The sequence below is a fragment of the Streptomyces toxytricini genome (genome assembly GCF_014649915.1).
Classification (GTDB): Bacteria; Actinomycetota; Actinomycetes; order Streptomycetales; family Streptomycetaceae; genus Streptomyces; species Streptomyces toxytricini.
This window is the reverse complement of the sequence record NZ_BMTY01000001.1, coordinates 222183-246279: the sequence shown is the minus strand read 5'-3', so window position 1 is coordinate 246279 and position 24097 is coordinate 222183. Positions and strand designations below refer to the sequence as shown.

The window sequence follows — 24097 nt, the reverse complement described above, 5'->3', positions numbered from 1 at the left end:
GGCCGCCGGGCACGGGGCCGCGTGGAAAACTGACACATCAGCAGAAGAACCATGGGGGACGCCGACCGGTGCAGCACACCACGCAGACGAGCTTCCTGGAGGGCTACGGCCGCATCATCGCCGAGGCGTCCGCGACCGGCCGCCGCCTGACCCGCGCCGAGCTGGAGTCACGGCGCGCCCTCGGCGCCAAGGCCGCGGAGGCCGGGCACGGATGGCGCGCCCTGGTCCGCGGGCACCTCGCGGCCAGCCGGGTCGGCCGGCCGGGATCGGGGGACCTGGACAGCGTGCTCAGTGCCGTCGAGCAGGCCATCGACGCCTTCGCCGAAGGGTACGAGCACGCCCAGCGGCTCGTCGTCCGCCGGGAGGAGGCCGCCCGGCGCGAGTTCATCGACGACCTCCTCCACGGCCGCGGCGACCCGGGGCAGCTCTCCGCCCGCTCCGAGCGGTTCGGGCTGCGCCTGTCCCGTACGCACGCGGTCGCGGTCGCCGAAGGGCCCGCCCCGTACGACGAGACCGACCCCGTGCCGCGCGAGGTGGAGGCCGGCCTGTTCGCCCGGTTCGAAAGGCGGCGCATCCTCTTCACCACCAAGGAGGGCCGCATGGTGTGCGTCGCGCCGGCCGAACAGGACGACGTCCTCGTCCACTTCGCCAAGCGGGCGCACGCCGCGACCGACGGCGGCCGGGTCGCGATCGGCCGGCCCCGCCGGGGCGCAGTCGGCATCGGCCACAGCTACGAGGAGGCGCTCAACGCCCTCGACGTCGCCCACCGCATGGGCTTCGACGAGCCGCTGCTGCGCGCCGCCGACCTGCTGGTCTTCCCCGTCCTGGCCCGCGACCGGCAGGCGCTGGTGGACCTGGTGGAGACCACGCTCGGCCCGCTGGACCAGGCGCGCGGCGGACCGCAGCCGCTGATCGACACCCTGATCGCCTACTTCGACACCGGCTGCACCGCCGCCGAAGCCGCGCGGCGGCTGTCCCTGAGCGTCCGGGCCCTCACCTACCGCCTCGAACGCATCCACACCCTGACCTGCCTCAACCCGAACGACCCCATGCACCGCTACACGCTCCACACCGCGGTCATCGGCGCCCGCCTGCTCGACTGGCCGGCGAGGCGGACCTGACCGCGCACGGCCCGCGCAGGGCGATCCGGAGGACGACGGAAGGGGGCGGCGTGGCCGTGCCACCGCAGCAGGGCGCGTACGGCGGCCGGGACGGGCACATGGTGGTGTGCGGCGACGACGGGCTGGCGCACCGGCTCGCGGCGGAGTTGCGCGACGTCTACCGCCGGCACGTCGTCCTCGTCGTCCCCGGCGCCCGGGAGGAGGAGCCGTCGGTCCGCCGGCCGGTCCGGGGCCTGGCGGGCAGGTTCGGCGCGGTGCTCGGGGCGCTGCCCGGAGCCGGCGCCCCGGTCGCAGGGCCCCCGGAGGAGGAGCTTGTGGCCTCGGCCCCCACCGAGGACGTGCTCCTGCTGGCCGGCGCGGACCGGGCGGCGGCCCTGGCGCTGCTGTACGAGGACGACGAGACGAACCTGCGGGCCGCACTCGCCGCCCGCCGGCTGAATCCCGGCCTGCGGCTCGTGGTGCGCATGTACAACCGCAAGCTCGGCCAGCACCTGGAGGAACTCCTCGACCAGGCCGTCCTCGTGGCCGAGCCCGGGATCGACCGGGCTGTCCTGGAGGCGTCCACGACCGTGCTGTCCGACGCGGACACCGCGGCCCCCGCCCTCGCGGCGACCGCGGCCGCCGGGTCGGGCAAGGTCGTCCAGGCGGACGGCCTGCTGCTGCGGGCCGCGGAACGGCCCCCGCAGGAGGGGGGCGGGCCGTCCGACCCCGGGCTGTGCACGCTGGCGCTGCTCTCCTCCACGGCCTCCGACCCCGCGGGCGCCGAAGGCTCCGACTCCAGCGGCCCGTCCGCACCGGAACTCCTCCCGGACGACCGCACCGTGGAGGGTGCCGCGGGGCGCGGGCGGATCGTCCTGGAGACGGTCCGCCACACCGGGCCCGCCGTTCCCGCCCGCCGCCTCGCCGGCCGCGGCGCGCCGCTCGGCGAGCTGTTCTCCCCGCGGCTGCGCTGGGCGCTCGCGGGGATCGCCGCCTCCGTCCTGGCGCTCAGCGCGGCCACGGCCGTGCTCGCCGACACCCACCCCGTACACGCCGTCTACCTCACGCTGCTCGACCTGTTCTCCATCAACGACCCGGCCGTCGAGGAGTCCACCACGCGCCAGGTCCTCCAGCTCCTCTCCGGGCTCGTCGGCCTCGCCCTGCTGCCCCTCCTCGTCGCCGGCGCGCTCGAGGCGCTCGGCACCTTCCGGGCCGCGGGCGTGCTCCGCCGGCCGCCGCGCGGCCTGTCCGGGCACGTCGTCCTGCTGGGCCTGGGCAGGATCGGCACGCGCGTCCTCGCGCGGCTGCGCGAGCTCGACGTCCCCGTCGTCTGCGTCGAGGAGGACCCCGACGCCCGCGGCATCCCCCTCGCCCGCAGCCTCGGGGTGCCCGTCGTCCTCGGCGACGTCACCGACGAGGGCGTGCTGGAAGCCGCGAAGATCCACCGTGCCCACGCCCTGCTCGCGCTCACCAGCTCCGACACCACGAACCTGGAGGCCACGCTCTACGCCCGTACGGTCAAGGGCGACCTGAAGGTCGCGCTGCGCCTGTACGACGACGACTTCGCCACCGCCGTGCACCGCACCCTGCGCACCGCCCACCCGGGCGCCCTCACCCGCAGCCGCAGCGTCAGGCACCTCGCCGCGCCGGCGTTCGCGGGTGCCATGATGGGCCGCCAGATCCTCGGCGCGATCCCCGTCGAGCGGCGCGTCCTCGTCTTCGCCGCGCTCGTCGTGGCGGGGCATCCGCACCTGGAGGGCCGCACCGTCGCCGAGGCGTTCCGCCCCGGGGTGTGGCGGGTCCTCGCACTCGACACGGCCGATCCGCGGGCCCGCCGGCCCGACCTGGCCAATCCGCCGTCCGACGGCGAGCTGCCGCAGCTGCTGTGGGACCTGCACCCCGGGTACGTCCTGGGCCCCGAGGACCGCGTCGTCATCGCCGCGACCCGGCAGGGCCTCGCCGAACTGCTCCGCACGGCGCCGTCGCACCGGCCCGCCCCGCGGTGAGGCGGCTCACGGTTCGATGAGGCCGGCGCGGATGGCGTAGCGGGTGAGCTCCAGGCGGTCGCGGAGGCCGAGCTTCTGGAGCAGGTTGGCGCGGTGCCGCTCGACCGTCTTGGCGCTGATGACGAGGAGGTCGCCGATCTCCTTGGAGGTGTGGCCTTCGGCGACGAGCTTGAGGATCTCCTCCTCGCGTTCGGTGATGGGGCGGGCGGGCAGCGGGTCGCCCCTGCGGACGCGGTCGAGGTAGCTGCGGATGAGGGCGGTCTCGGCGCCGGGGTAGATGAAGGGCTCGTCACGCAGGGCGGAGCGGCAGGCCTCGACGAGGTCGCGGTCGGCGACGGACTTCAGGACGTACCCGGAGGCGCCGGCCCGCAGCGCCTCGAAGAAGTACTGCTCGTTGTCGTACATCGTCAGCATCAGCGTCCGCAGGTCGGGGCGGATGCGGGCGAGGTCTCGGGCGGCCTGGAGGCCGGTCCGCAGCGGCATGGCGATGTCGAGGACGGCCAGGTCGACGCGGGGGTCGCGGGCCCGGTCGACGGCTTCGGCCCCGTCGGCGGCCTCGGCGACGACGGTGAGGTCCGGTTCGGCGTCGAGGATGAGGCGTACGCCCCGGCGGACCAGGACGTGGTCGTCGGCGAGCAGGATGCGGGCCGGTCCGGTCATCGGGCGCTCTCCCGGGGCTGGTGTTCCGTGGTGCTGCCTGTGACGTCGAGGCGTACCTGTGTTCCGCCGGCCGGGCCGGGGCCGATCCGCAGCTCCGCGCCGACGAGCAGGGCGCGCTCCCGCATGCCGCGGATGCCGGCGCCTTCCGGGGCCGGGCCGATCCCCCTGCCGTCGTCCCGGACGAGCAGGCCGACTCCCCCGCCGGGCGTGGTGCGCAGGTGGAGCTCGACCGTGCGGGCACCGGAGTGGCGGGCGGTGTTGGTGAGCGCCTCCTGCGCGATCCGGTAGAAGACGAGCTCGGTCGCCGGGTCGAGCTGCGGCAGGCCGGGCGTGATGTGCGTGGTGACGCCGAGCCGGGAGGTGGAGAACTCGGCGGCCAGGGCGCGCAGGGCGCTGTGCAGGCCGAGTTCCTCCAGGACTCCGGGGCGCAGGCGGCGGGCGATGCGGCGGATCTCGTCCAGGCCGGCGCGGGTGGTCTCCTGCGCCTGGTGCAGGTCTTCGCGGACGGGTTCCGGGGCGTGGTCGGCGGCGTGTTTGAGCTGGAGGAGGACGGCGGTGAGGGTCTGTCCGACCTCGTCGTGGAGTTCCTGGGCGATGCGCCGGCGTTCGGCTTCCTGCCCGGAGAGGACCCGGCCGGCGCTGGCGGTGCGTTCGGCTTCGAGGCGGTCGAGCATCGCGTTGAACGTCCTGGTCAGTTCGGCGATCTCCCCGGTGCCGGTGACGGCGGTGCGGTGGCCGGGGCGGAGGAGGTCCGCGGTGGCCATGGCGCGGGTGAGGCGCTGGAGCGGGGCGAGGCCGATGCGCAGCAGGACGGCATTGGTGATCAGCATGGCGGCCAGGCCGGCGAGGAGGACCAGGGCCTCGGCGAAGAGGACGGGTGTGGAGACGGTGACGGGGCCGAGGAGCAGCAGGGCGGCCGTGATCAGGACGGCGGCGTTGAGGAGGAAGATCCGCCAGTACAGCGACATGGTCCGTGCCCCTCTCCGTATTCGGCGGTTCCACTGTCGCCGCCCTGATGCCCGCCGTCATGCGGGCGCTGACCTGCGGTTGCCGCAGGGGCCCCGCGCCAGCCTGGCGGGTGGGGGGCCGCTTGTCCATCCGTGGTGACACCCATGTGCCGGCGTTGTTCGCACCTGGCAACATGTCCTTCTGCCGCGCCGGGTGGCCTGCCCGATCCCGCCGCACTTCGCACCACATCGAAAGACCAACAGAAGGGGATGGGCTGTGCCTGCTCCACGGATGAGCACCACGCCGCTGCCCGGCATCGGCGTGCAGTACGACCTCACCACGCGTGAACACCAGCATCTTTCGGTGATCGCTCACCTGGACGGGACGCGCACCGTCAACGTCTACCGCTCGGACGACCCGGACGCCTGCGCGCAGTCGCTGCACCTGACGAGCGGGGAGGCGGACACCCTCGTCGACGCGCTGATGCCGGCGCACCACAGCCCGAACCTGTTGTCGACGACGGGCCTCGGGCTGGTCGCCGAGCGCATCGAGCTGTCCTCCGGGGCGCACTGGAACGGCCGGACCCTCGGCGAGACGCGGATGCGGACCGAGACCGGCGCGTCCGTCGTGGCGGTGCTGCGGCGGGCGGAGGCGATCCCGTCCCCGACGCCGGCGTTCCGGCTGGCCGGCGGGGACACCCTGATCGTGATCGGCACCCGCGAGGGCGTCGAGGCGGCAGCCGCGATACTCGGACGGGAGTGACGGGTGCACTCTTCCGCGATCTTCCTGATCGAGTTCGGCGCGATCATCCTCGGGCTCGGCCTGCTCGGTCGGCTGGCCGGCCGTCTGCAGTTCTCGCCCATCCCGCTGTACCTGCTGGCGGGCCTGGCTTTCGGCAAGGGCGGTCTGCTGCCCCTCGGCGCGAGCGAGGAGTTCGTCGCGATCGGCGCCGAGATCGGCGTCATCCTGCTGCTGCTGATGCTGGGGCTGGAGTACACGGCGAGCGACCTCGTCTCCAACCTCAAGACGCAGTATCCGGCGGGTCTGGTCGACTTCACCCTGAACGCCGTGCCCGGCGCGCTCGCGGCGCTGCTGATGGGCTGGGGCCCGGTCGCCGCCGTCGTGCTGGCCGGCGTCACGTGGATCTCCTCCTCCGGCGTGATCGCGAAGGTGATGGGCGACCTGGGACGCCTCGGCAACCGCGAGACGCCGGTGATCCTCAGCGTGCTGGTCCTGGAGGACCTGGCGATGGCCGTCTACCTGCCGATCGTGACCGCCCTGCTGGCCGGTGTGAGCCTGGCGGCGGGCAGCGCGACCCTGGCGATCGCGCTCGGCGTGGCCGGCGCGGTGCTGTTCGTGGCCGTCCGCTACGGGCGTCTGATCTCGCGGTTCGTCTCCAGTGACGACCCCGAGAAGCTGCTGCTGGTGGTCCTCGGCCTGACCCTGCTGGTCGCCGGCATCGCGCAGCAGCTCCAGGTGTCGGCGGCCGTCGGCGCGTTCCTCGTCGGCATCGCCCTGTCGGGCGAGGTCGCCGAGGGCACCCACACGCTGCTGAGCCCGCTGCGGGACCTGTTCGCCGCGGTGTTCTTCGTCTTCTTCGGCCTGCACACCGACCCGGCGAGCATTCCGCCGGTGATCCTGCCGGCGCTGGCGCTCGCCGTCGTGACCGCCCTGACGAAGATCGCGACCGGTTACTGGGCCGCGAAGCGGGCCGGTGTCGGCGTCAAGGGCCGCTGGCGTGCCGGCGGCACCCTCGTGGCGCGCGGCGAGTTCTCGATCGTCATCGCGGGCCTCGCCGTGAGCGCCGGGATCGAGCCGGAGCTGGGGCCGCTGGCCACCGCGTACGTGCTGGTCCTGGTCGTGGTCGGGCCGCTGACCGCCCGCTACACCGAGCCCGTCGCCGCGTGGATCGGCAAGCGCCGCAGCGGCGGCGGGCCGTCGGCCGGCGAGGCGGCTGCGCCGAAGTCCCTCCAGGACCCGGTCGGCCGCGTGTGACGTGAGGATCTCCGGGGCGGCGGCCGCCGGTACGCGGGAGCGTGCCGGCGGCCGCCGCCCCGGCCGTTTCCGGCCCCGGGTCAGGCGCCGAGCGCGGTGAAGCCCCCGACGAGGGCGCCGGACCCGATGTGCGCGGCGACGGTGACGAGCGGTGTGCCGAGCCCGTAGTGCAGCATCAGGAAGCCGGGCGGTTCCGCGGGCTTCGGCGGGGCAGCCGAGCCGGAGGAAGGCGGCCAGGGTGAAGGCGGGGTCGCGCACCCAGGAGAAGCGGTAGTCCCAGTTGCGTTCGCCGCCGATGTGTTCCGGCAGCGAGGTCGTCGCGGCCGCCGCGACCGCACCGGAGGGGGGCCTACACCAGGAGCTTCAGGGCCGGCAGGCTGCGCATGACCGGCTCGCGCCACCTGCAGGGCGGGGTGCGTTCGGCTGCCCGGCGGCGCCAGGCGGTGCAGGTGTCCTCCGGGCGCGCGTCGCATTCGGCGCGGGCCGGCAGGACGAACGGCTCCTGGTGGGCGAAGGGCAGGGCGATGAGGGCGCTGCCGCCCGGTGCCGTGTGGAACGTGCCGCCGATCGCGTCTCCCGCGATGCGCGGTTCGCCGGCGTCCCGGGCGCAGACGGCGAGCGCGTCGCTGCCGGCGGCCGCGACGGGCACGCCGGCCCGGCGGGAGAGGTGTGTGGTGCGGGTGCCGTAGCCGAACCGCGGCTCCACCCGCCAGCGCATCGGGACCTCCCCGGACAGGCCCTCGATGCGGCGTTGCAGCTCGCGCATCGGGGCGAGCGCGCGATCGTCGTGGAGGGTCAGCGCGTCGGTGACGCGCACGCTGCCCCGGGCGGTGGCGAACGTGGTCTCCAGGACGTTCGTCCCGGGCAGGTAGCGGCGCTCGGTGCGGTGCGGAACGGCCGGTTCCAGGAGGAACCGGCCGCCGCGGCCGGCTTCGAGCTGGGCGCCGAAGACGGACGGGGAGTCGAGGTCGGGCAGGCCGAGCCAGTCGACCGACCCGTCGCGGGCGACCAGGGCGGCGGTCCGTCCGTCGCGCGGCAGGCCGGCGCCGGGAAAGGGAGAGACGGCACGGAGGACCACCGCGCTACCGGCCGGAGGCGGACACCCTCACGGCGCCGGGGCGGCCGGGATCACTTCTCCGCGTGTTGGCCCAGGTAGAAGAGCAGGTAGACGAACCCTGCGAACGCATGCGTGGCGAAGACGTACACGAAGACGCGCAGCATCACGCCGCGCTCCTTCCACTTCTCCCCGTCCGCCGTTTTCGTGGTCACGTCCCAATCTGCCTTTCGAAGCCGGCCGTGGGCGGGCGGGCCCGCCCCGCCGCCACGGTACCCGCCGGGTCAGGCCTTCTTGACCACAGCGGACTTGAGCTGCATGTTGCCGAAGCCCTCGATGCGGCAGTCGATGTCATGGCCGTCGACGCCGTCCACCAGCTTGATGTTGCGCACCTTGGTACCGGCCTTGATGCCGGAGGGGCTGCCCTTGACCTTCAGGGCCTTGATCACGGTGACCGTGTCGCCGTCCCGGAGGACGTTGCCGACCGCATCCTTGACCACTTTCTCGCCGGACTCGCCGGACTCGCCGGCGGAGGCCTCGGACGGGCCCGGCGACCACTCGTGCCCGCACTCGGGGCAGACGAGGAGCGCACCCATCTCGTAGGCGTAGGTACCGGAGCATTCCGGACACGGCGGCGTGGTGTCGTTCATGCGGAAATCGTAGGCCATGGGTCGTGGGGGGAACGTGTGAGGATGGAGGCGCCGCCGCTCAGGAGCGGGATCAGGGACGAGACGTACGGAGCGACGTGCAGCAGCGGGAAGCCAGTGGCCTGGTCGAGCGGATGGAGGACCGCCAGGTCGCGATCCACCTCGCGGCGATCGCGGCCGGCGGGCTGCTGGGGTGGGGCGTCCCGGCCGTCGGCCCCGGCCTGGAGCACGCCGTCAGCCCGGTCCTCGGCGCCCTCCTCTTCGTGACCTTCCTCCAGGTGCCGGCCGCCGACCTGGTCCGCTCCCTGCGGGACGGCCGGTTCCTGTCGGCGGCGCTGGTGGTGAACTTCGCCGTCGTCCCGCTCGTGGTGGCCGCGATGTACGCGTTCCTCCCCGCCGACGAGGCCGTCCGCCTGGGCGTGCTCCTGGTGCTGCTGTGCCCGTGCGTCGACTACGTCATCGTCTTCTCGGGCCTTGCGGGCGGTTCGAGCCGGCGCCTGCTCGCCGCCACGCCGCTCCTGCTGCTGGCGCAGATGCTGCTGCTCCCCTGCTTCCTCTCCGCCTTCATGGGGCCTGGCCTTGCCGGCGTCGGGACGTTCGGGCCGTTCCTGGAGGCGTTCCTCGTCCTCATCGCCGTCCCGCTCGCGCTCGCCTGGGCACTCCAGGCGTGGGCGGCACGCCGCCCGGCCGGAGCGAGGGCCGCGGAGGCTGCGACCACGGCGATGGTGCCGCTGATGGCCGCGACCCTCTTCACGGTCGTCGCCGGGCAGGTCCCGAAGGTGGGCGGCAGCCTGGCCGACGTCGCCGCAGTGGTCCCCTTCTACGCGGCCTTCCTCGTCGTCATGGCCTTCGCGGGAAGGGCCGTCGCCCGCCTCTTCCGCCTCGACACGGGAGGCGGCCGGGCGATCGTCTTCACCGGCGCGACCCGCAACTCCCTCGTCGTCCTCCCCCTGGCCCTCGCCCTCCCGGACTCCTTCGCCGTCGCGGCCGCGGTCGTGGTGGCGCAGACCCTGGTCGAGGTGCTCGGCATGACGGCGTACGTACGCCTCGTGCCGCGCCTGGTGCCGGAGGCGGGGCCGGCGGCCCGCTGAACCGGCGCGCACCGGCCGGTGGACGGGCCCTCAAGGGCTGGGCGGGCGCGCCTGCCGCGGCCGCCCAGAGCGGTCGCGGCCGCCGGCAGGGCATCCCGCCGCCGCTCGGCGCACGACTTGCCGGAACCGGCCATCCCGCCGCCCCGGGGGCCGGGTGGCGCAGCACGGCCACCCGATCGGGCCGATCTGTGCCGCCCCGCGCAACCGGCCCCATCGGTAAGGGCAGCTATCCGCCCATGACCGTTACCGCAAACATCGACAGCAGCCGGCCCGTCGCCACCCTCATCAACGTGTTCACGGTCGCGCCGGAGCGCCAGCGCGAGCTGATCGCGCTCCTGTCGCACGCCACCGAGGAGACGATGAAGCACCAGCCCGGCTTCATCTGCGCCAACTTCCACGCGAGCCAGGACGGAGAACGCGTCATCAACTACGCGCAGTGGGAGAGCGAGGCGCACTACCGCGCCATGCTGAACAACCCGGAGGCCCGGGTGCACATGGACGAGGCGGCGGCCATCGCCGTGGACGTCCAGCCGCGCCTCTTCCACGTCTCCTCCCACCACCGCAGGGGCTGACGGGAACGGGGACGGGGCGGCCGGCACCCCTGGTGGAGGGTGTCGGCCGCCCCGTCGTGCGGGCGCACCGCGCAGGCCGGTTGCGCGGGCCCGCGTCAGGGGGCCCCGTGTCCCTCGTGCGGGGAGGGGCCGTCGGCGGGCGCACCGTGGCCCGGGGCCGACTCGATCGTGCCGCCCAGACGGTCGCGCACCGGGGCCAGCGCCTCGGCGGAGCCGGCGGTGACGACCCAGCGGGGGCCGACGAGGTAGGTGCCCCCGTACGCGCGGGCCTCCGCCAGCCAGGCGGTGCGGCCCTCCTCCGTGCCGAACGTGGCCATGCGGTACGCGGTCGGCCCCGTGCCGCAGGCACCCTCCCGCAACTCCTCGGCGTCCACGGTGACCTCGGGCGTGCAGCCGAGGGCTCCGGCTATCTCCGCGAGCGGGGCGGGGCGGGGCGCCGGCGAAGCGGACGGGGCCGGGGCCCCGCTTGGGGAGGCGGCCGCCCCGCCCTCCGCGCAGCCGCCGCACAGGAGCAGCACGGGCAGGACGGCGGCGCAGGCGGCCAGGCGGGCGGAGGTCGGGAACACGGCTTTCCTCACGGGTCTCAGCCGGCCGAAACCGGGGCCTTCTTGCCGGTCTCGGTGACCGCGAACCACAGGCCCTGCTTGTTGTGGCCGCTGGTCTGGCCGGGCTGGGTGTCGCCGGTGAACGTGTACACCGGCCAGCAGTCGATCGTCAGCTGCTCGCTGCCGTCGGGCCGCTTCACCGTGCCGATCAGTTCCGGCCTGATGCCCGAAGCCTTGGACTTGTCCACCGGGGCGGCGGGCTTCCACGTCTCCGCGCAGGCACCGACACAGGTGACCTTCATGGGCCATGCGCTGTCCTTGTCGAACCGGTACAGGGTGCGCCACTGGCCGTCGACGAGTATCTTCCCCAGCTTTTCGTTCGAGGCGACGGAGAGTTCCTTGTCCGGATTCTTGGAATATCCTCCCGAATCCGAGCCGCCGCCCATTCCCATCCCCATTCCCGTTCCGGCCTGGCCTCCGCCCTTCTTCTTGTCGACGGCCTTCTTCCCGTCGGGCGCCAGCGCGTGCCACGTCCCGCCGACCCCCTCGCCGTTCGCCTCGCCCGCCCGGGTGTCCTTGGCGTACCGGTAGACGGGCCAGCCGGCCAGGGTCAGCTGCTTGGTCCCGTCGGAGCGGGTGACCGAGCCGAGCAGACCCGCCTCGATGCCGGCGGAGGCCGTGGCGTCCCCGGCGGGGACCGGCGGCCAGGCCTTGGCGCAGTCGCCGTCGCAGTTCGACTTCGGGGGCTCCGGGGTGTCCTTCTCGAAGCGGTAGAGGGTGAGCCCGGCGCCGTCGGTGACGACGCCGCCGACCGACGCGATCTCCCGTACGGCGAGCTGCCCCGCCGGCCCGCCCTTGGCGCCGCCGGCCTCGTCACCGCCGGACGCGGAGCCCGCGCCGGTGCCGCTCAGATCGCCGGGGCCGGAACCGTAGGCGTCGGCGAGGGACTGCCCCGCGCCCACGGGCTGTACGGAATTCCCGCCGCGCGCCTCGCCGCCGCCGCCTCCGCAGGCCGCCGTCAGCATCAGGACGGCAGCCACCGATCCGGTGGTTGTCACGCGGCGCATCTTCTTCACGATCGCTCCTTCGGGTTTTCCCGGGGGTTTTGGTGCCGAGTAATTCATAAACCCTGCAAGGGGCCTGGAATGGATGTGGCGGGGAATTTGTCAGAAGCCGCTAAGAGGTGAACTCGGCGGCGCGCCCGGCCGCGCGGCTCACTCCTGGATGCGCAGCGCGAGGGCGGGACAGCGCCGCACGGCACGCAGGGCCTTCGCCCGGAACCGCTCGGGGACGGGCATGACGGCCTGCGCCGGGAAGCCGTCCGCGTCCAGGCGGACGACGTCCGGCAGCAGGTCGGCGCAGAGGCCGTGTCCCCGGCACAGCGTCCAGTCCACGACGAGCCGCTCGGGGTTCTCGTCGGCGGGCAGCGGCAGCGCCCCGAGGACGCGGCGGCCGCATCCGCTGCCGAGGGCGTGGTCGCGGAGTTCGTCGGCAAAGACGGCGAGTGCGGAGGCGACGAAGCCGGAGGTGCCGTCGGGATGGCTGCACGCGCCGCGGCCGCGCACCGCCCGCATGCGGCTCTCGATCGCGTCCCAGGCCGCCCTGCCGCCGCCCGCGACCAGTTCCTCCACGGCCGTGGCGAGGGAGGGCAGGCCCCGGACGCAGGGGCCGCACTGGCCCGCCGACTCGTCGGCCATCCAGCGGGCCACGCGGGCCACTTCGCCCGCGGGGCAGGTGTCCTCCGGCAGCGGCAGCACCGCCCCCGCGCCCAGCACGGCGTTGACGGAGGACAGCGACTGCCGGGACAGCGCCACCGAGCGCGCGGCGGCGGCGGTGAGCCACCGGCCGTGGTAGCCGCCGACGAGGACGCCCTGCCCCGGGGAGTACCCGCACAGCTCCAGGACGTACGCCAGCGAGGTGCCGGTCGGCACCTCGACGACGGTCGACCCGGCGACGGTGAGCAGGACGGTCCCGGGCTCGGCGGGCAGGCCGACCGAGCAGTACCCGGAGGCGCCGAGCCGTGCGCCGACGGCGAGTTGGGCGTACGTCTCGGTGTTGGACAGCAGGGTCGGGACGCCGCCGAGGCCGCGGTCGCTGGTGCGGACCTTCTGCCCGTTGGGCAGGGCTGGCCCGCCCTCGATGCCGTTGATGAGGGAGGTGCCCTCACCGGTGACGAACCGCTCGGGGAGCCTGGCGACGCGGACGCGGCTGCCGGCCGGGCCGCGCTCGGCGACGGCCTCACGCAGGGACCGCTCCACGTCGTCGCGGGTGACGCCGACGACCACGTCGTCGGCGCCGAGCGCGGCGGCCGCGAGGAGCGCCCCGTCGAGGACGAGGTGGGGGGCGTGCAGCAGCACCGCCTTGTCCTTGAGGCAACTGGGCTCGCCCTCGCTGCCGTTGACGACGACGGCGGTGCGCCCGTCGCGTGAGCGGGCGGTCCGCATGACCGCCCGCAGTTTGCGGGCGAAGGGGAAGCCGGCTCCGCCGCGGCCCCGCAGGTCGATGTCCTCGGCGAGCTCGACGAGCTCTTCGGGCCGGTAGAGGGGCAGGGGGCCGTGCACGGCCAGGTGGTCGGCCCGGTCCAGGCGCGGCAGGGTGTCGAGGCCCGCGAGCACCCGGGGTTGGCCCACGCAGCCGAGGGCCGGGGTCACTTCGGTCACTGGCCCCTCCGCCCGCCGCCGAGCGGCTGTCCGGGCCGGTCGGTGACGACGTCGAGCCGGCTGGTGACGAACGCGGCGCCCGCGCCGTAGGGCGGGCGGTCGGGGATCGGCGCGAGGGTGGGCCGCGGCGGGGCCTCCGGGCGCGGCACCCGGCCCGCGCCGGGGCCCTGCGCGGGCAGCGGATCGGGGAGGGTGTCGACGAACGGGCCGGGCTGCGTCCCGGACGGGTTTCCCCCGCCCTGCCGGGCGAGGCGCGCGGTCAGCCGCTCGGCGGCCCACTCGGCCGGGCGGCGTACGAAGCGCTGGGCGGCCCCCGCGCGGTCCCGGCCCCCGGGGCGGGGCGCGGGCTGCGGCTGCGCGGCGGCGGGACGGGCCCGCTCGGTCCTCATGCGCTCGCGCATGCGCAGGACGAGGAGGGTGGCGACCGCGACGAGGCAGAGGGCGTACGCCGCGGTGACCCAGCCGCTGGCGGGGCGGCCGGCCTTGAGGCCGTGCACGAGCGACGCCCCCCAGGCGGGGTAGGCGCCGACGTGCAGGGCCCGCCACCAGCGGGAGCGGCCCTTGGTGGCGAACGCGCTGCGGACGGCGCCGGAGACGGCCGTGCTGACGAAGAAGTAGCCGGCGAGGCTGCCGAGTCCGATCAGCATCGGCTGGTTGTCGTCGGTGAAGGGGATGAGGACGGAGCCGACGTCCGTCCGCGATTCGGCGATTTTGATCCAGATGTGCAGGGCGAGGAAGCCGAGGCCGGCGACCGCGAGCCCGCGGTGGACGCCCTGGGCGACGATCCGGTGGCCGGAGGTGAGCAGGACGCGGTCGGTGGCGGCGAGGCCCCACAGGACGGCGGAGGTCAGGGAGACGAGTGAAAGGACGCCCGCCCCGTAGTCCAGGAACTCCCACAGGTTGGTGAGGGCGCCGGCCCGGGCGGCGACGCCGAGGGCCAGGAGGGCGGCGAGGGCGCCGAGGGCCAGGGTGGCGGGGCGTGGGCCTCCGGCGGGGGACAGCAGCGGAGGTCGGCGCACCGCCCGCCGTCCGGCTGCCGCGGCCGCGGCCGCGCCGGCGTGGCGTCTGGTCCGGCGGGCCCGGTGGGAGCGGGGCGCGCGGGTCTGGGACAGGGGCATCGGGTTCTCCCATACGCCGGGCCCGAGGCACTCCACTTCGCACTCGGCGCCCGGGGTGGTCGACGGAACTGCTCCGCGGCGGGCGGGAGATGGGCCTCGCCGGCCGGGAGCGGGGGCCGGAGTGCAGAAGCATCGTGGACCTTCGCAACGCCTCCACAGTATTTATCGAATCGTGACAAGTTCTTGTGCGCGTGGCGCCGCCGCGCCGAACGTCCCCGGAAGATTCCCTTCCAACGGTGGGGCGGCCCTCCCGGTCACGCCTGGTCGGCCACCACACCTCCCCGTCGGCAAAATCGAGGCAAAGCCGCGGGACCGCAAGTGGTTGACGCCCTCCTGGAGGGTGTACGAGGTGCTCAACTGCCCCGTCCGCACCGTCGGTACGGCGGGCAGGGGGGCGGCTCGACGCGGGCCTGTCACCCTCCCCGCGGGGCAGGCCTTACCCCGGCATGAACGAGGTAACAATGTGCGAACTGCTGAACCGTATCTGGGCCCGACCGCGCGGCGAGTGGACCCGGGTCCTGCGCCGGGAACTCCCCGGGCTGGCATCCGGGATGGTGGAGGAGCTGAGGGACGGCATCCCAGGCTTCGCCGCGCTGGTGGACGACCTCGACGACGAGGTGGTCAGAGCACAGGTCGAGGCGGCCCTGCTGACGGCGCTCGGGTACCGGGAGCCGCTGACGCGCCCTCAGGAGCGGGCGGAGGCCCACGGCGCCGCGCCCGACGGCGGCCCCGAACCGGTCAGGGCAGGCCCGTACGGCACGCCCGCGGGGCATCCGGACGTCGACGACGACACCGACGAGGACGGCCGCACCGGGATCGACCCGGACGAGGACGTCGACCTCGACGTGGCGGCCCTGGACGCGGCGGCCGGACTCCCCGGAGGCAGCCTGCACGGGCCCGGACTGCACGGCGGGGGTACGGACCCGGTCCTCGACCGGATCCCCCGCCAGGGCTCGTACCGCACCCGGACGGCCCCGCTCACCGTGGTCGCGTCGGACGGGGGGCCGGGCAGCTCCTCCGAACGGGCGCGGAGGGAGCTCTTCTCTGCTCTGACAAGTGACATGCCCATGGCTGAAATCGCACTGTCGGAGCTCGCCCGCGCCGCCGGCTGGCCCCTTCCCCCCGAAATACGCGCCATCGCCCTCGCGACGCCCGGCGAGACCCAGCAGCTGGCCGCCTCCCTCGGCGACGCCCTGGCCGGCATGGTCGGCGGCCAGCCGTGCCTCCTCGTCCCCAGTCCCGAGGACCCCGACACCCGCACCGCCCTGGAGTCCCTGCTGCGCGGCCGGTTCGCGGCCGTCGGCCATCCCGTCGCACCGCGCGACACGAGCCACTCCCTGCGCTGGGCCCTGCGCCTGCTGGCCCTCGCCCCCCACAGGCCCGGACCGGAGGGCCGTCCCCTCTTCGTCGACGACCACCTCTCCACCCTCCTCCTGCTCCAGGACGAACCCCTCGCGCACGCCCTGGCCGCCCGCTGGCTGCGTCCGCTGGCCGATCTGACGCCGCGCCAGAGCGAGCGGCTCGAAGTCACCCTCCTGGCCTGGCTGGAGGGAGGCGGCGCCCCCGAGGCCGCCAAGGCGCTGAGCGTCCACCCGCAGACCGTCCGCTACCGGATGCGGCAGCTGGAGAAGCTCTTCGGCCCCGGACTGCGCGACCCGCGCACCCGCTTCGAGCTGGAGATGGCCCTGCGCAGCCGCCGCCTCATGGCCCAGGTGCGGCGCCAGTACGCGCGGGTCGGCCGCAAGGCCCGCGCCGCCGCCACCGACTTCCGCCCCCTCGGCGTGGACCGCATGGCCCGCGTCAACGGCCTGTAGCACCGCGACCCGCCGACGCGGGCGGCACCTCCACAGCCACCCCGCGCCCCTCTCCCCCGTCCCCCTGCTCCCCCCTGTCAATCCGCTCCCGCATCGACTCCCCCACGGCCCCGGCCCCCTCGCCGCCCTCCCGGCGCGAGCGGTCCGGGGCCGTGCGCGCGCCCGCGGCCGGCCGCCGCCTGGCCGGCCGGTCCGGCGGGCAGCGCGGCGTGCAGGTCCCGCAGTTCGGCGTACGCGCGCGAGCAGTGCGCGCAGGACGCCAGGTGTCCGGCCAGGTCGGGCGCGCGCAGGGCCCCGCCGCGCCGGACCGCCGCGCCGAGCGGGCCCGCGTACCGGCGGCAGCGGGGGTCCGGGGCCCCGTCGAGGTGCGCCCGCAGGTACGCCTCCCGCAGCCCCTCGCGGGCCCGGAACGCCAGCGACGTCACCGCGCTGGGGGTGATGCCGAGCAGCAGCGGCACGGGGTGCGGGCAGTCGTCCTCGACCAGCGTGTGCCACAGGACGGCCCGCCACCGCTCGGGCAGCGTGCGGAACGAGCGGGCGACGAGCCGGCGGTCCTCGCACTCCAGCAGCCGGCGCTGCGGGTCCTCGCCGCCCGCCCCGGGGCCGCACCACGGCTCTACGTCGGGCGTCAGCAGCGTCCGGCCCGCGCCGGCCCGCCATTCCGAGGCCGTGCGCCGGACGACCGCCAGCAGGTACGGGCGCCAGAGCTCCCGCGGGCCGGCTCCGGAGCGGACGGCCTGCAGGGTCCGCAGGAAGGCCTCGGAGGCGAGGTCCTCGGCGTCGTGCGGCGTACGGCAGCACGCGCGCGCACATGCGAAAGCGGCGGCACCGTGCCGCCGGTGGAGCAGTTCGCAGACTCCGGCGTCCGCGGTCCCCGCCGCGAACGCCCGCCGCAGCCGGCGGATGAGCTCCGCGTCGGACGGCCCGGCCCCGCCACCGGGGTCCGCCGCGGGATGCGGTTCGGGCTGGGGTCGGGGTTCGGGTTCGGGTGCTAACCCGGACATGGCACTCCCTCGGTACGTCGGCCCCGCCGGGGGCCCTCGGAACGGCTGCACACATGCGTACGGCGGTGCCGGCCCGAAGTCGGCTTCGGGCCGGCACCGCTCTCGGGGCGGCGCAGGGGAGGGGGAGGGGGTGCGCCGCCCCGAGGGACTCAGCGGCAGGTGCGCCCGTCGTTGATGCAGCGAACCGCGTTCGCCATGAGCCGGTCCGACATCACGTTGATGAAGTCGCCGTGGTCGGTGACCGGCTTGTGGAGCTGCTCGGGGAAGCTGTCGACGGCGAACCGGGAGCCGGGCGGCACGCTGTAGACGATGCGCTGGACCAACTGCGGGATGGCCTTGAAGCCGGGCTTGCAGGAGCCGTCCTTGTTCGCGAAGGCCACGTGGGTGCGGTGGTTGGCGCTGTCGATGTTCCGCCCGTCCCAGCAGCTCTGGAAGCTGAACGTGCGGACCACGTCGCTGCCCTTGGGGCAGACCGGGTACTTGTCCTTCAGCTGGCGGTTCTCGAAGCCGGTGCAGCTCCACGAGGCGTTGGCGTTCCCGACCCCGTTGGTGAAGGCCTTCGCGTCGCCGGTGATGATGCGCAGGAAGCGGGGCATGGCGGCGACCTTGGAGACCGGGCTGCCCTTGAACTCGATCGTCACCTGCTTCGGCTTGAGGATGGTGCCGACGTTGCCGTCCTGACCGCCGCCGGGCGCGTTGGCGTCGCGTTCGGCGCGGCCGTCGCGAAGCCGGAGCACCGGCCAGTAGTAGGTGGACTTGTCGCCGTTCGTGCAGGTGGTACCGGAGGCGGCGAGGCTGTTGTTGGTGGAGAAGGCGTCCGTGGTGAGGTTGCCGACGTAGTCGTGCATGTGGTGGGCGCCGTTGCTGACACCGGGCGCGACGATGACGTTGTCCGGGTTGAAGTGGCCGTTCTCGTTGCGGCCGCAGTTCACCGAGAAGGAGCCCTTGGAGGCGTTCTGGCGGTCCGCGGGCTTGCGGACGTTCGGCCGGACGTTGCCGATCGCGACGAAGTCGCTGCGGGCCGGGCCGCCCTTGGCCGCCGCCTGGCCGCCCTGGGCCGCGGCGCCTTGGGCAGCGACCCCCTGCGCCGCCGCCGGCTCGTCCTTCGGGTCGGGGGCGGCCGCCTGCTTCATCTCACAGCCGGCGAGCCCGTCCAGGCCCTGCCGGCTCGCGCCCGCGCCCGCCATCGCGTCGCCGATGGCACCGATGGTGCTGCCGCGCTGCTGCTCGAGGCCGCTGAGCAGGGCCCCGCCCTTGGCGCGGCCCGTGGCGAGCTGCTTGTATGCGTCGGCGACCTGGGTGTCGAGCTGGGCCAGGTTCTTGTCCACCTCGGGACGGGCCTTCTCGGGCACGTCGGTGAGCTTGTCGCCGACGTCCGGGCAGTCGATGGTGGCGGTCACCGGCGCGGCGCGGTCGTCCTGTCCGGCGAACGCGCCCTGTGCGACGAACACGACCCCGCCGCCGCCCAGGACCAGGGCGGACACCATGGCGAGGACCTTGTGCGACGTCCGCAGACGGCGTTTGTGGCCCTTTTGACTCATGCGATCACTTCACTTCGGTCGGGAAACGGTGGAGGAGGCGGGCGCGGGGACCGCGGTCGGCGGCGCGTCCGCGAGGCCGTCGAAATCGACCATGCCGGTGGCCTCCAGGACCGTGATGTGGTCCAGGACCGTGGCGTTGGCGTCCGTGGCCAGTCCCCGGACCATCGAGTTGCGGGTCTGCGCCCTGATCTGGGCCACGAGCGAGAACACCTTGCCGTGGGCGCGGCGGAGCAGCTGGGCGAAGAGCTGCTCGTACTGGGTGCCCTGGGCGTTGGTGAGCTGGTCGAGCCATTCCTGCTGCTGCCGGGTGGGCTGGTCGGGCAGTTCCATGCCGAGCGCCCCGCCCACTTCCAGGGCGCGCCGGTCCAGTTCGGTGTGACCCTCGACGAGGTGCTCGCCGGCCGTGCGCATGGCGGAGCGCTTGCTGCGCTGGAGGGCCTGACGGCCGGCGGGCAGCTCCCACAGGCCGGCGAGGCGCACCTTGCGGACGAAGTCCCGGTCCTGGGCGGTCAGCGGCCCGAAGGCCGTGCTCATGGTTCCGAGGCCGTCGTCGTCGGCGGCCGGGAGCGTGGTCGCGGCGGCCGATCCCCCGTTGAACTTCTCCACGGGGACCAGCAACGCGATCAGGGTGAAGGCGAGGGCGCCGATGACGGCGACCGTGGCCAACACGTGTCTCGATGCGACCGACATGCTGCCGACGGCCGACCGACGGAATGACAGCACTGTGCCTCCTTGCTGCATGGGCCGGAAGGGGCGGCAGGGGCAAGGGACACGGCAGTCGTGCCGCGAGCACCCGCGCTCCCCGGGTGCCACGGGACGCTAGTGCCAGTTGTGGTGGTCGTTCGGAAGGACCATCACGAATGGACAAACATCCGGTCCATTCCCCGGAAGACTGGTACCGTGCCGCGGCCGCACGTCCCCTCAGAGGGGGCGGGCGCGTGCGATGAGCAGGGCGACGTCGTCGCGGTCGTCCGGGCGGCGCAGCCGGCCCAGCAGCAGGTCGCAGGTCGCCTCCAGTGGGCGGCCCGGTGCGTCGAGCAGGTCGGTGAGGGCGCGGAGCCGGGTGTCGATGTCCTGGTCGCGGCGCTCCACGAGCCCGTCGGTGTAGAGGACGAGTTCGTCCCCGACGTCCAGGTCGAGGGCGGCGGCCTCGAAGGGCACGCCGCCGACGCCGAGGGGCACCCCGGTGGGCAGGTCCAGCAGCTCGGGCGGGCGGCCCCGGCCGACGCGTACGGGCGGCAGGTGGCCGGCGGTGGCGATGCGGCAGCGGTTGCGGCGGGGGTCGTACACGGCGATGACGCAGGTGGCCATGGTGTGGCCGAGGCCGGTGGCGGTGTGGTCGAGGCGGGTGAGGACGGCCGCGGGGTCGAGGTCGAGTTCGGCCAGGGTGCGGGCGGCGGTGCGGAGTTGGCCCATGGCGGCGGCCGCGTTGATGCCGCTGCCCATGACGTCGCCGACGACGAGGGCGGTCTTGTCGTCGGCGAGGGGGATGACGTCGAACCAGTCGCCGCCGACCTCGCCGGCGCTCTGGGCGGGCTGGTAGCGGAAGGCGATCTCCAGTCCGGGCGTCGGGGTGGGCTGGTGGGGCAGCAGGTGCCGCTGGAGGAGGAGCGCGGCGCGGCGCTGCTTCTGGTACCAGCGGGCGTTGTCGATGCAGACGGCCGCGCGGGCGGCCAGCTCCTGGGCGAGCAGGACGTCGTCCTCGTCGAACGGCAGCGGGTTGTCGGTGCGCTGCAGGCCCAGCGCGCCGATGACCTCCCCGCGGGCGATGAGCGGGACGGCGAGGTAGGAGTGCAGTCCCGCCTCGGCGAGCAGGGCGGCGGCCTCGGCGTCCCGGGCGATCCCGCCGAGGTCGCCGGGCCTGACGCGGGCCTGGAGGGCGGGCCGGCCGGTGCGGACGCAGCGGGTGACGAGGCGGGTGTCGTCGTAGCGGGCGATGGTGCCGACGGGGTCGACCGCGCGGACGGCGGGGCCGGGGCGGGCCGCTTTGACGGCCAGGGCCCGGAACCGGACGGTCCCGGCGGGGGCCGTGCCGGACGGCGGGTCGCCGGTGAGGACGTCGTCCAGGACGTCGATGGTGGCGACGTCGGCGAGCTGGGGTACGGCGATGTCGCCGAGCTCCCGGGCCGTGACCCCGAGGTCGAGGGTGGTGCCGATGCGGACGGAGGCGTCGGCGATGAGGGCCAGCCGCTGCCGGGCCAGGGCGATGGCCTGCGCCGTCTTGTGCTGCTCGGTGACGTCGACGATGGAGGCGGCGACGCCGATGGGCCGCCCGGCCGGGTCGTCGAGCCGGTAGAAGGAGGCGGAGAAGGCGTGGTCCTGGTGGGGGTCGGCGGGGGTGCGGCCGGTGGTGAACTGGTCCAGCCGGGGGACGCCCGTCACCAGCACCTCGCGCATGGCCGCCTCGATGGCCGCGGCGTCCACCCGGGGCAGGGCCTCGTGGACGCGGCGGCCCAGGTGCTGCTCGGCCGGCAGCCCGTTGATCCGTTCGAGTGCCGGGTTGACCATGACGTAGCGCAGGTCGGTGTCGAGGACGGCCAGCCCGATGGGCGACTGGGCGACCAGGCGCACGGAGAGGGCGAGGTCGCGCTCCAGGCGGCGCAGGGTGGCCTGGTCGGAGGCGATGCCGAGGGCGTAGAGGCGGCCCTCGCGGTCCTCCAGGCGCATGTTGCGGAACTCGGTGAGGCGGGTGCCGCCGTCCTTGTGGTGGACGGGGAAAACCCCGGCCCAGGGCCCGCCGCCGGACATGACCTTCTCGAACAGGGACAGGACCACGCCCAGGTGCTCGTCGTCGACGAGGAGGCGGGCGGCGTACTCGCCGAGCGCCTCCTCTGCCGGGTAGCCGAAGAGCTCCTCGGCCTGCGGGCTCCACAGGACGATCCGCCCGACGGAGTCGAGGACGATCGCGGCGACGCCGAGCACGTCCAGCAGGCCCCGCCCGGTGCCGGGGCCGGGGGGCCCGGCCCTGCCGACGGCCCCGCCGGGTTCGGCGCGGCCGGTCGGGCCGGTCGGGCCGCCGGGGCCCGGGGTTCCGGTGGGGCCGCCGGGTCCGCGGGTTCCGGTGGGGCTGGTGGGACCCGGGGTTCCGGTGGGGGTGGGGCCGGGGGTTTTGGTGGGGCTGCCGGGGCTCGGGGTTCCGGTGGGGCTGGGTGTTCCCGTGGGGCTCGGGGTTCCGGTGGGGCTGCCGGAGCCGCGGGTTCCGGTAGGGCTGCCGGGGTCCGGCCCTCCGGGGCTGCCGGCGGGGCCGGTCGGGTCCGGCGGGGTGCCTGCGGAGTCGGCCGGGACGCCGTTCGCCGTGCTCATGCCGACCGCTCCTTCCCGTCCGCCGCCGAGAGCGGAAGCGCCGGCCCGCCCGTTCCGTGCCCCGGGCGGACCCGGGACGCCTCCATCCTCCCTCCCCCGACGCGGACGGGCAGCCCCAGCCGCGCCCGCATTCCGCCGTACGACGGACTGCGGGGTCCGGGGCCCCGCCGGGCGGGTCCCCCGTACGTCGTACGCCGCCCGGCCGGGGACCGCGGCGGCGGCCGGCCTTGCCGGGGCGCTCCCCCGTACCGCGCGGCCTGCGCCGTCGCACCGCCGGGCGGCCGCCGGGGGCCGCCCGGCCCGCGAGGCTCGGCCCGACTGGGGCGGTGTGTCGGCCAGTTGTCCGGATCCTTGCTCGTCCGAGAGGCGCACAGGAGGCGGCCCTCCGGGATGATTCGCCCGGACCCGTCCGTGCAACAGGGTGGTGGCGCCACCGACTTCACGGAGAGGAAACGGCATTTCGTGAACATCAAACGCCTCGCGCCGGTATTCGCCGCCGCCGGCCTGCTCGCCACCACCGTCCCCCTGCTGTCCGCCCCGCAGGCGTCGGCCGCCGGAACCGCGGAGTTCGTCCCGCAGAAGCCGGCGTGGCAGCGGTGCAGCCCCGAGCAGCCGGCCTCCTACGAGTGCGCGACCGTCAAGGTGCCGCTCGACTACCGGCGCCCGCAGGGGCGCACGATCGACATCGCGATATCCCGACTGAAGAGCGCCGACCCGGCCAAGCGGCACGGCGTGCTGCTGATGAACCCGGGCGGCCCCGGCGGCCCCGGCCTGGACATGCCGCTGATGGCGGCCGAGCTGATGCCGAAGGACGTCCGCGACCGGTACGACGTCATCGGCTTCGACCCGCGCGGAGTCGGGGCGAGCAGCCCGGTCACCTGCGGTCTGACCGACGAGGAGCAGGACTTCAACCGCCCGTACAAGGAGGAGACCTTCGCGGCGGACGTCGCGTGGGCGCAGACCGTCGCCGAGAAGTGCCGCGAGAAGTCCGGGCAGGTGCTGCCCTTCATCACCAGCCGCAACACGGCGCGCGACATGGACGCGATCCGCGCCGCACTGGGCGAGAAGAAGATCAGTTATGTGGGCTACTCGTACGGCACGTACCTGGGCACGGTCTACTCGCAGATGTTCCCCTCCCGCACCGACCGCTTCGTCCTCGACAGCGGCGTGGACCCGAAGCGGGCTTGGCGCGGCATGATCCAGGTCTGGGCGACAGAGGCCGAGCCGGCGTTCGCGCGCTGGACGCGGTGGGCGGCCGAGCGGGACGGCGAGTACCGGCTGGGCGCGACGCCCGATGCGGTCTCCAAGACCTTCTGGGACCTGGTGGCCCGCGCGGACCGCGAGCCGATCGAGTTCGAGGGGCAGAAGCTCACGGGTGACGACATCCGCACGGCGCGGGCCCTTTTCTTCTACCCGGCGCAGGCGTCGCCCGTCGTCCGGGCGCTCGTCGACGCCGCGGAGGGCCGGCCCGCCGCCCTCACTCCGGAGCAGCGCGGACTGCTCCGGCCGGCGTCGGAGCCGGCGTCGGACAACGGCACCGCCGCGTTCTGGGCGGTGGTGTGCGGCGACGTGGAGTGGCCGCGCTATCCGGAGCAGTACGCCCGCGAGGCGGCCCGCGACAAGGCGAAGTACCCGCTGTACGGCGACTTCGCCTCCAACATCAAGCCCTGCGCGTACTGGCAGCGGCCGATCGAGCCGCCCACGAAGACGAACGTCCGGGCGAACGTCCTGACCGTGCAGAACGAGTGGGACTCCCAGACCCCGCTGGACAGCGGCCGGGCACTGCACCGGGCGCTGTCGGGGTCGCGCATGGTGCTCGCCGAGGGCGGCGAGGGGCACGGCGTCTACTTGTTCGAGCCGGAGTCGTGCGTCAACGCGACGGTCAACGCCTACCTGGCCGGCGGCGGCCTGCCCGCTGCCGACGTGACCTGCCGGACGGCTCCGGCGGGCGGCGAGCGCCGCACCGAGCCGGTGCCGTCCTCGCCGCAGCGCTTCCCGGGCGGCTCCCCGCTCCGCTTCTGAGCCGGCGCGCCGACGGG

At 74.7% G+C, this 24097-nt stretch carries 21 protein-coding genes and 1 pseudogene; 8 read left to right on the top strand and 14 right to left on the bottom strand.

Going from position 1 to position 24097, the window contains the following annotated elements; genetic code table 11:
* The first annotated feature begins 68 nt into the window (after nucleotides 1–68).
* Nucleotides 69–1121 carry a PucR family transcriptional regulator gene (locus IE170_RS01015; RefSeq protein WP_189807367.1) on the top strand — a complete coding sequence of 351 codons (1053 nt, stop codon included), beginning with the start codon at nucleotides 69–71 and terminating at the stop codon, nucleotides 1119–1121.
* 98 nt (nucleotides 1122–1219) lie between these two features.
* Nucleotides 1220–3106 (top strand): potassium channel family protein, encoded by a 1887-nt coding sequence (locus IE170_RS01010; RefSeq protein ID WP_189807582.1) that lies wholly within the window; start codon nucleotides 1220–1222, stop codon nucleotides 3104–3106.
* A gap of 6 nt (nucleotides 3107–3112) precedes the next feature.
* Here IE170_RS01010 and IE170_RS01005 read toward each other — a convergent pair whose 3' ends face one another.
* Nucleotides 3113–3766: a response regulator gene (locus tag IE170_RS01005; protein ID WP_189807581.1), complete on the bottom strand. Its 654-nt coding sequence runs from the start codon at nucleotides 3764–3766 to the stop codon at nucleotides 3113–3115.
* Nucleotides 3763–4734 carry a sensor histidine kinase gene (locus IE170_RS01000; RefSeq protein WP_189807366.1) on the bottom strand — a complete coding sequence of 324 codons (972 nt, stop codon included), beginning with the start codon at nucleotides 4732–4734 and terminating at the stop codon, nucleotides 3763–3765. The genes IE170_RS01005 and IE170_RS01000 overlap by 4 nt, the downstream gene beginning before the upstream one ends.
* A 271-nt stretch (nucleotides 4735–5005) precedes the next feature.
* On the opposite strand from IE170_RS01000, the gene IE170_RS00995 reads away from it, so the two are divergent.
* Together IE170_RS00995 and IE170_RS00990 are read left to right on the top strand one after the other, a co-directional pair.
* A complete protein-coding gene (locus IE170_RS00995; protein WP_189807365.1) occupies nucleotides 5006–5476 on the top strand; it encodes a cation:proton antiporter regulatory subunit in 471 nt (156 codons plus the stop codon).
* 3 nt (nucleotides 5477–5479) lie between these two features.
* Nucleotides 5480–6709, top strand: coding sequence for a cation:proton antiporter (locus tag IE170_RS00990; protein WP_189807364.1), 1230 nt, complete (start codon nucleotides 5480–5482; stop codon nucleotides 6707–6709).
* Between the two features lie 243 nt (nucleotides 6710–6952).
* On the opposite strand, the pseudogene IE170_RS32330 reads toward IE170_RS00990, so the two are convergent.
* From IE170_RS32330 to IE170_RS00975, 4 genes and pseudogenes are all read right to left on the bottom strand, one after another.
* Nucleotides 6953–7006 (bottom strand): annotated as a pseudogene (locus tag IE170_RS32330) (hypothetical protein); the annotation flags it as partial.
* A gap of 52 nt (nucleotides 7007–7058) precedes the next feature.
* Nucleotides 7059–7787, bottom strand: a complete 729-nt coding sequence (locus tag IE170_RS00985; protein WP_229884539.1) for a trehalase-like domain-containing protein — start codon at nucleotides 7785–7787, stop codon at nucleotides 7059–7061.
* Nucleotides 7788–7837: 50 nt separating this feature from the next.
* Nucleotides 7838–7978, bottom strand: coding sequence for a DUF6126 family protein (locus IE170_RS00980; protein WP_189807363.1), 141 nt, complete (start codon nucleotides 7976–7978; stop codon nucleotides 7838–7840).
* Between the two features lie 69 nt (nucleotides 7979–8047).
* Nucleotides 8048–8413, bottom strand: a complete 366-nt coding sequence (locus IE170_RS00975) for a zinc ribbon domain-containing protein YjdM (RefSeq protein WP_189807362.1) — start codon at nucleotides 8411–8413, stop codon at nucleotides 8048–8050.
* Between the two features lie 131 nt (nucleotides 8414–8544).
* Between IE170_RS00975 and IE170_RS00970 the strand changes: the two genes are divergently transcribed.
* Both IE170_RS00970 and IE170_RS00965 read left to right on the top strand, forming a co-directional pair.
* Entirely contained in the window at nucleotides 8545–9501 is a 957-nt protein-coding gene (locus IE170_RS00970; RefSeq protein ID WP_189807580.1) for a bile acid:sodium symporter, read from the top strand.
* Between the two features lie 236 nt (nucleotides 9502–9737).
* Nucleotides 9738–10073 (top strand): antibiotic biosynthesis monooxygenase family protein, encoded by a 336-nt coding sequence (locus IE170_RS00965; protein ID WP_189807361.1) that lies wholly within the window; start codon nucleotides 9738–9740, stop codon nucleotides 10071–10073.
* Between the two features lie 95 nt (nucleotides 10074–10168).
* Here IE170_RS00965 and IE170_RS00960 read toward each other — a convergent pair whose 3' ends face one another.
* From IE170_RS00960 to IE170_RS00945, 4 genes are all read right to left on the bottom strand, one after another.
* Nucleotides 10169–10639: a hypothetical protein gene (locus IE170_RS00960; RefSeq protein WP_189807360.1), complete on the bottom strand. Its 471-nt coding sequence runs from the start codon at nucleotides 10637–10639 to the stop codon at nucleotides 10169–10171.
* A gap of 17 nt (nucleotides 10640–10656) precedes the next feature.
* A complete protein-coding gene (locus IE170_RS00955) occupies nucleotides 10657–11694 on the bottom strand; it encodes an SCO0930 family lipoprotein (RefSeq protein WP_373298931.1) in 1038 nt (345 codons plus the stop codon).
* Between the two features lie 138 nt (nucleotides 11695–11832).
* Complete coding sequence (locus IE170_RS00950) at nucleotides 11833–13278, bottom strand: NADH-quinone oxidoreductase subunit NuoF family protein (RefSeq protein ID WP_189807359.1); 1446 nt, start codon at nucleotides 13276–13278, stop codon at nucleotides 11833–11835.
* Nucleotides 13275–14396 carry a hypothetical protein gene (locus IE170_RS00945; protein ID WP_189807358.1) on the bottom strand — a complete coding sequence of 374 codons (1122 nt, stop codon included), beginning with the start codon at nucleotides 14394–14396 and terminating at the stop codon, nucleotides 13275–13277. The genes IE170_RS00950 and IE170_RS00945 overlap by 4 nt, the downstream gene beginning before the upstream one ends.
* A gap of 446 nt (nucleotides 14397–14842) precedes the next feature.
* Here IE170_RS00945 and IE170_RS00940 point away from each other — a divergent pair, with 446 nt between their 5' ends.
* Nucleotides 14843–16210, top strand: coding sequence for a PucR family transcriptional regulator (locus tag IE170_RS00940; RefSeq protein ID WP_223855784.1), 1368 nt, complete (start codon nucleotides 14843–14845; stop codon nucleotides 16208–16210).
* 77 nt (nucleotides 16211–16287) lie between these two features.
* Here IE170_RS00940 and IE170_RS00935 read toward each other — a convergent pair whose 3' ends face one another.
* The 4 genes from IE170_RS00935 to IE170_RS00920 all read right to left on the bottom strand — a co-directional run bounded on the left by IE170_RS00935 (nucleotide 16288) and on the right by IE170_RS00920 (nucleotide 22058).
* Nucleotides 16288–17214, bottom strand: a complete 927-nt coding sequence (locus IE170_RS00935; protein WP_189807357.1) for an RNA polymerase sigma factor — start codon at nucleotides 17212–17214, stop codon at nucleotides 16288–16290.
* A gap of 149 nt (nucleotides 17215–17363) precedes the next feature.
* Nucleotides 17364–18755 (bottom strand): DUF1996 domain-containing protein, encoded by a 1392-nt coding sequence (locus IE170_RS00930; RefSeq protein WP_189807356.1) that lies wholly within the window; start codon nucleotides 18753–18755, stop codon nucleotides 17364–17366.
* A 9-nt stretch (nucleotides 18756–18764) separates the two neighbouring features.
* Entirely contained in the window at nucleotides 18765–19478 is a 714-nt protein-coding gene (locus tag IE170_RS00925; protein ID WP_229884538.1) for a DUF4142 domain-containing protein, read from the bottom strand.
* Nucleotides 19479–19676: 198 nt separating this feature from the next.
* The gene (locus IE170_RS00920; protein WP_223855785.1) at nucleotides 19677–22058 is read right to left on the bottom strand and encodes a SpoIIE family protein phosphatase; all 2382 of its coding nucleotides are present in this window, start codon (nucleotides 22056–22058) and stop codon (nucleotides 19677–19679) included.
* Nucleotides 22059–22520: 462 nt separating this feature from the next.
* On the opposite strand from IE170_RS00920, the gene IE170_RS00915 reads away from it, so the two are divergent.
* Nucleotides 22521–24080, top strand: a complete 1560-nt coding sequence (locus IE170_RS00915; protein WP_229884537.1) for an alpha/beta hydrolase — start codon at nucleotides 22521–22523, stop codon at nucleotides 24078–24080.
* Nucleotides 24081–24097: the final 17 nt, after the last annotated feature.

Bases quoted from the DNA above. Each gene is read 5' to 3' on its own strand.
- IE170_RS01000 (WP_189807366.1), bottom strand. From the start codon at position 4,734: ATGTCGCTGTACTGGCGGATCTTCCTCCTCAACGCCGCCGTCCTGATC.
- IE170_RS00920 (WP_223855785.1), bottom strand. From the start codon at position 22,058: ATGAGCACGGCGAACGGCGTCCCGGCCGACTCCGCAGGCACCCCGCCG.
- IE170_RS00965 (WP_189807361.1), top strand. From the start codon at position 9,738: ATGACCGTTACCGCAAACATCGACAGCAGCCGGCCCGTCGCCACCCTC.
- IE170_RS00930 (WP_189807356.1), bottom strand. From the start codon at position 18,755: ATGAGTCAAAAGGGCCACAAACGCCGTCTGCGGACGTCGCACAAGGTC.
- IE170_RS01010 (WP_189807582.1), top strand. From the start codon at position 1,220: ATGGTGGTGTGCGGCGACGACGGGCTGGCGCACCGGCTCGCGGCGGAG.
- IE170_RS00975 (WP_189807362.1), bottom strand. From the start codon at position 8,413: ATGAACGACACCACGCCGCCGTGTCCGGAATGCTCCGGTACCTACGCC.
- IE170_RS00945 (WP_189807358.1), bottom strand. From the start codon at position 14,396: ATGCCCCTGTCCCAGACCCGCGCGCCCCGCTCCCACCGGGCCCGCCGG.
- IE170_RS00940 (WP_223855784.1), top strand. From the start codon at position 14,843: ATGAACGAGGTAACAATGTGCGAACTGCTGAACCGTATCTGGGCCCGA.
- IE170_RS00995 (WP_189807365.1), top strand. From the start codon at position 5,006: ATGAGCACCACGCCGCTGCCCGGCATCGGCGTGCAGTACGACCTCACC.
- IE170_RS00935 (WP_189807357.1), bottom strand. From the start codon at position 17,214: ATGTCCGGGTTAGCACCCGAACCCGAACCCCGACCCCAGCCCGAACCG.
- IE170_RS00970 (WP_189807580.1), top strand. From the start codon at position 8,545: ATGGAGGACCGCCAGGTCGCGATCCACCTCGCGGCGATCGCGGCCGGC.
- IE170_RS01005 (WP_189807581.1), bottom strand. From the start codon at position 3,766: ATGACCGGACCGGCCCGCATCCTGCTCGCCGACGACCACGTCCTGGTC.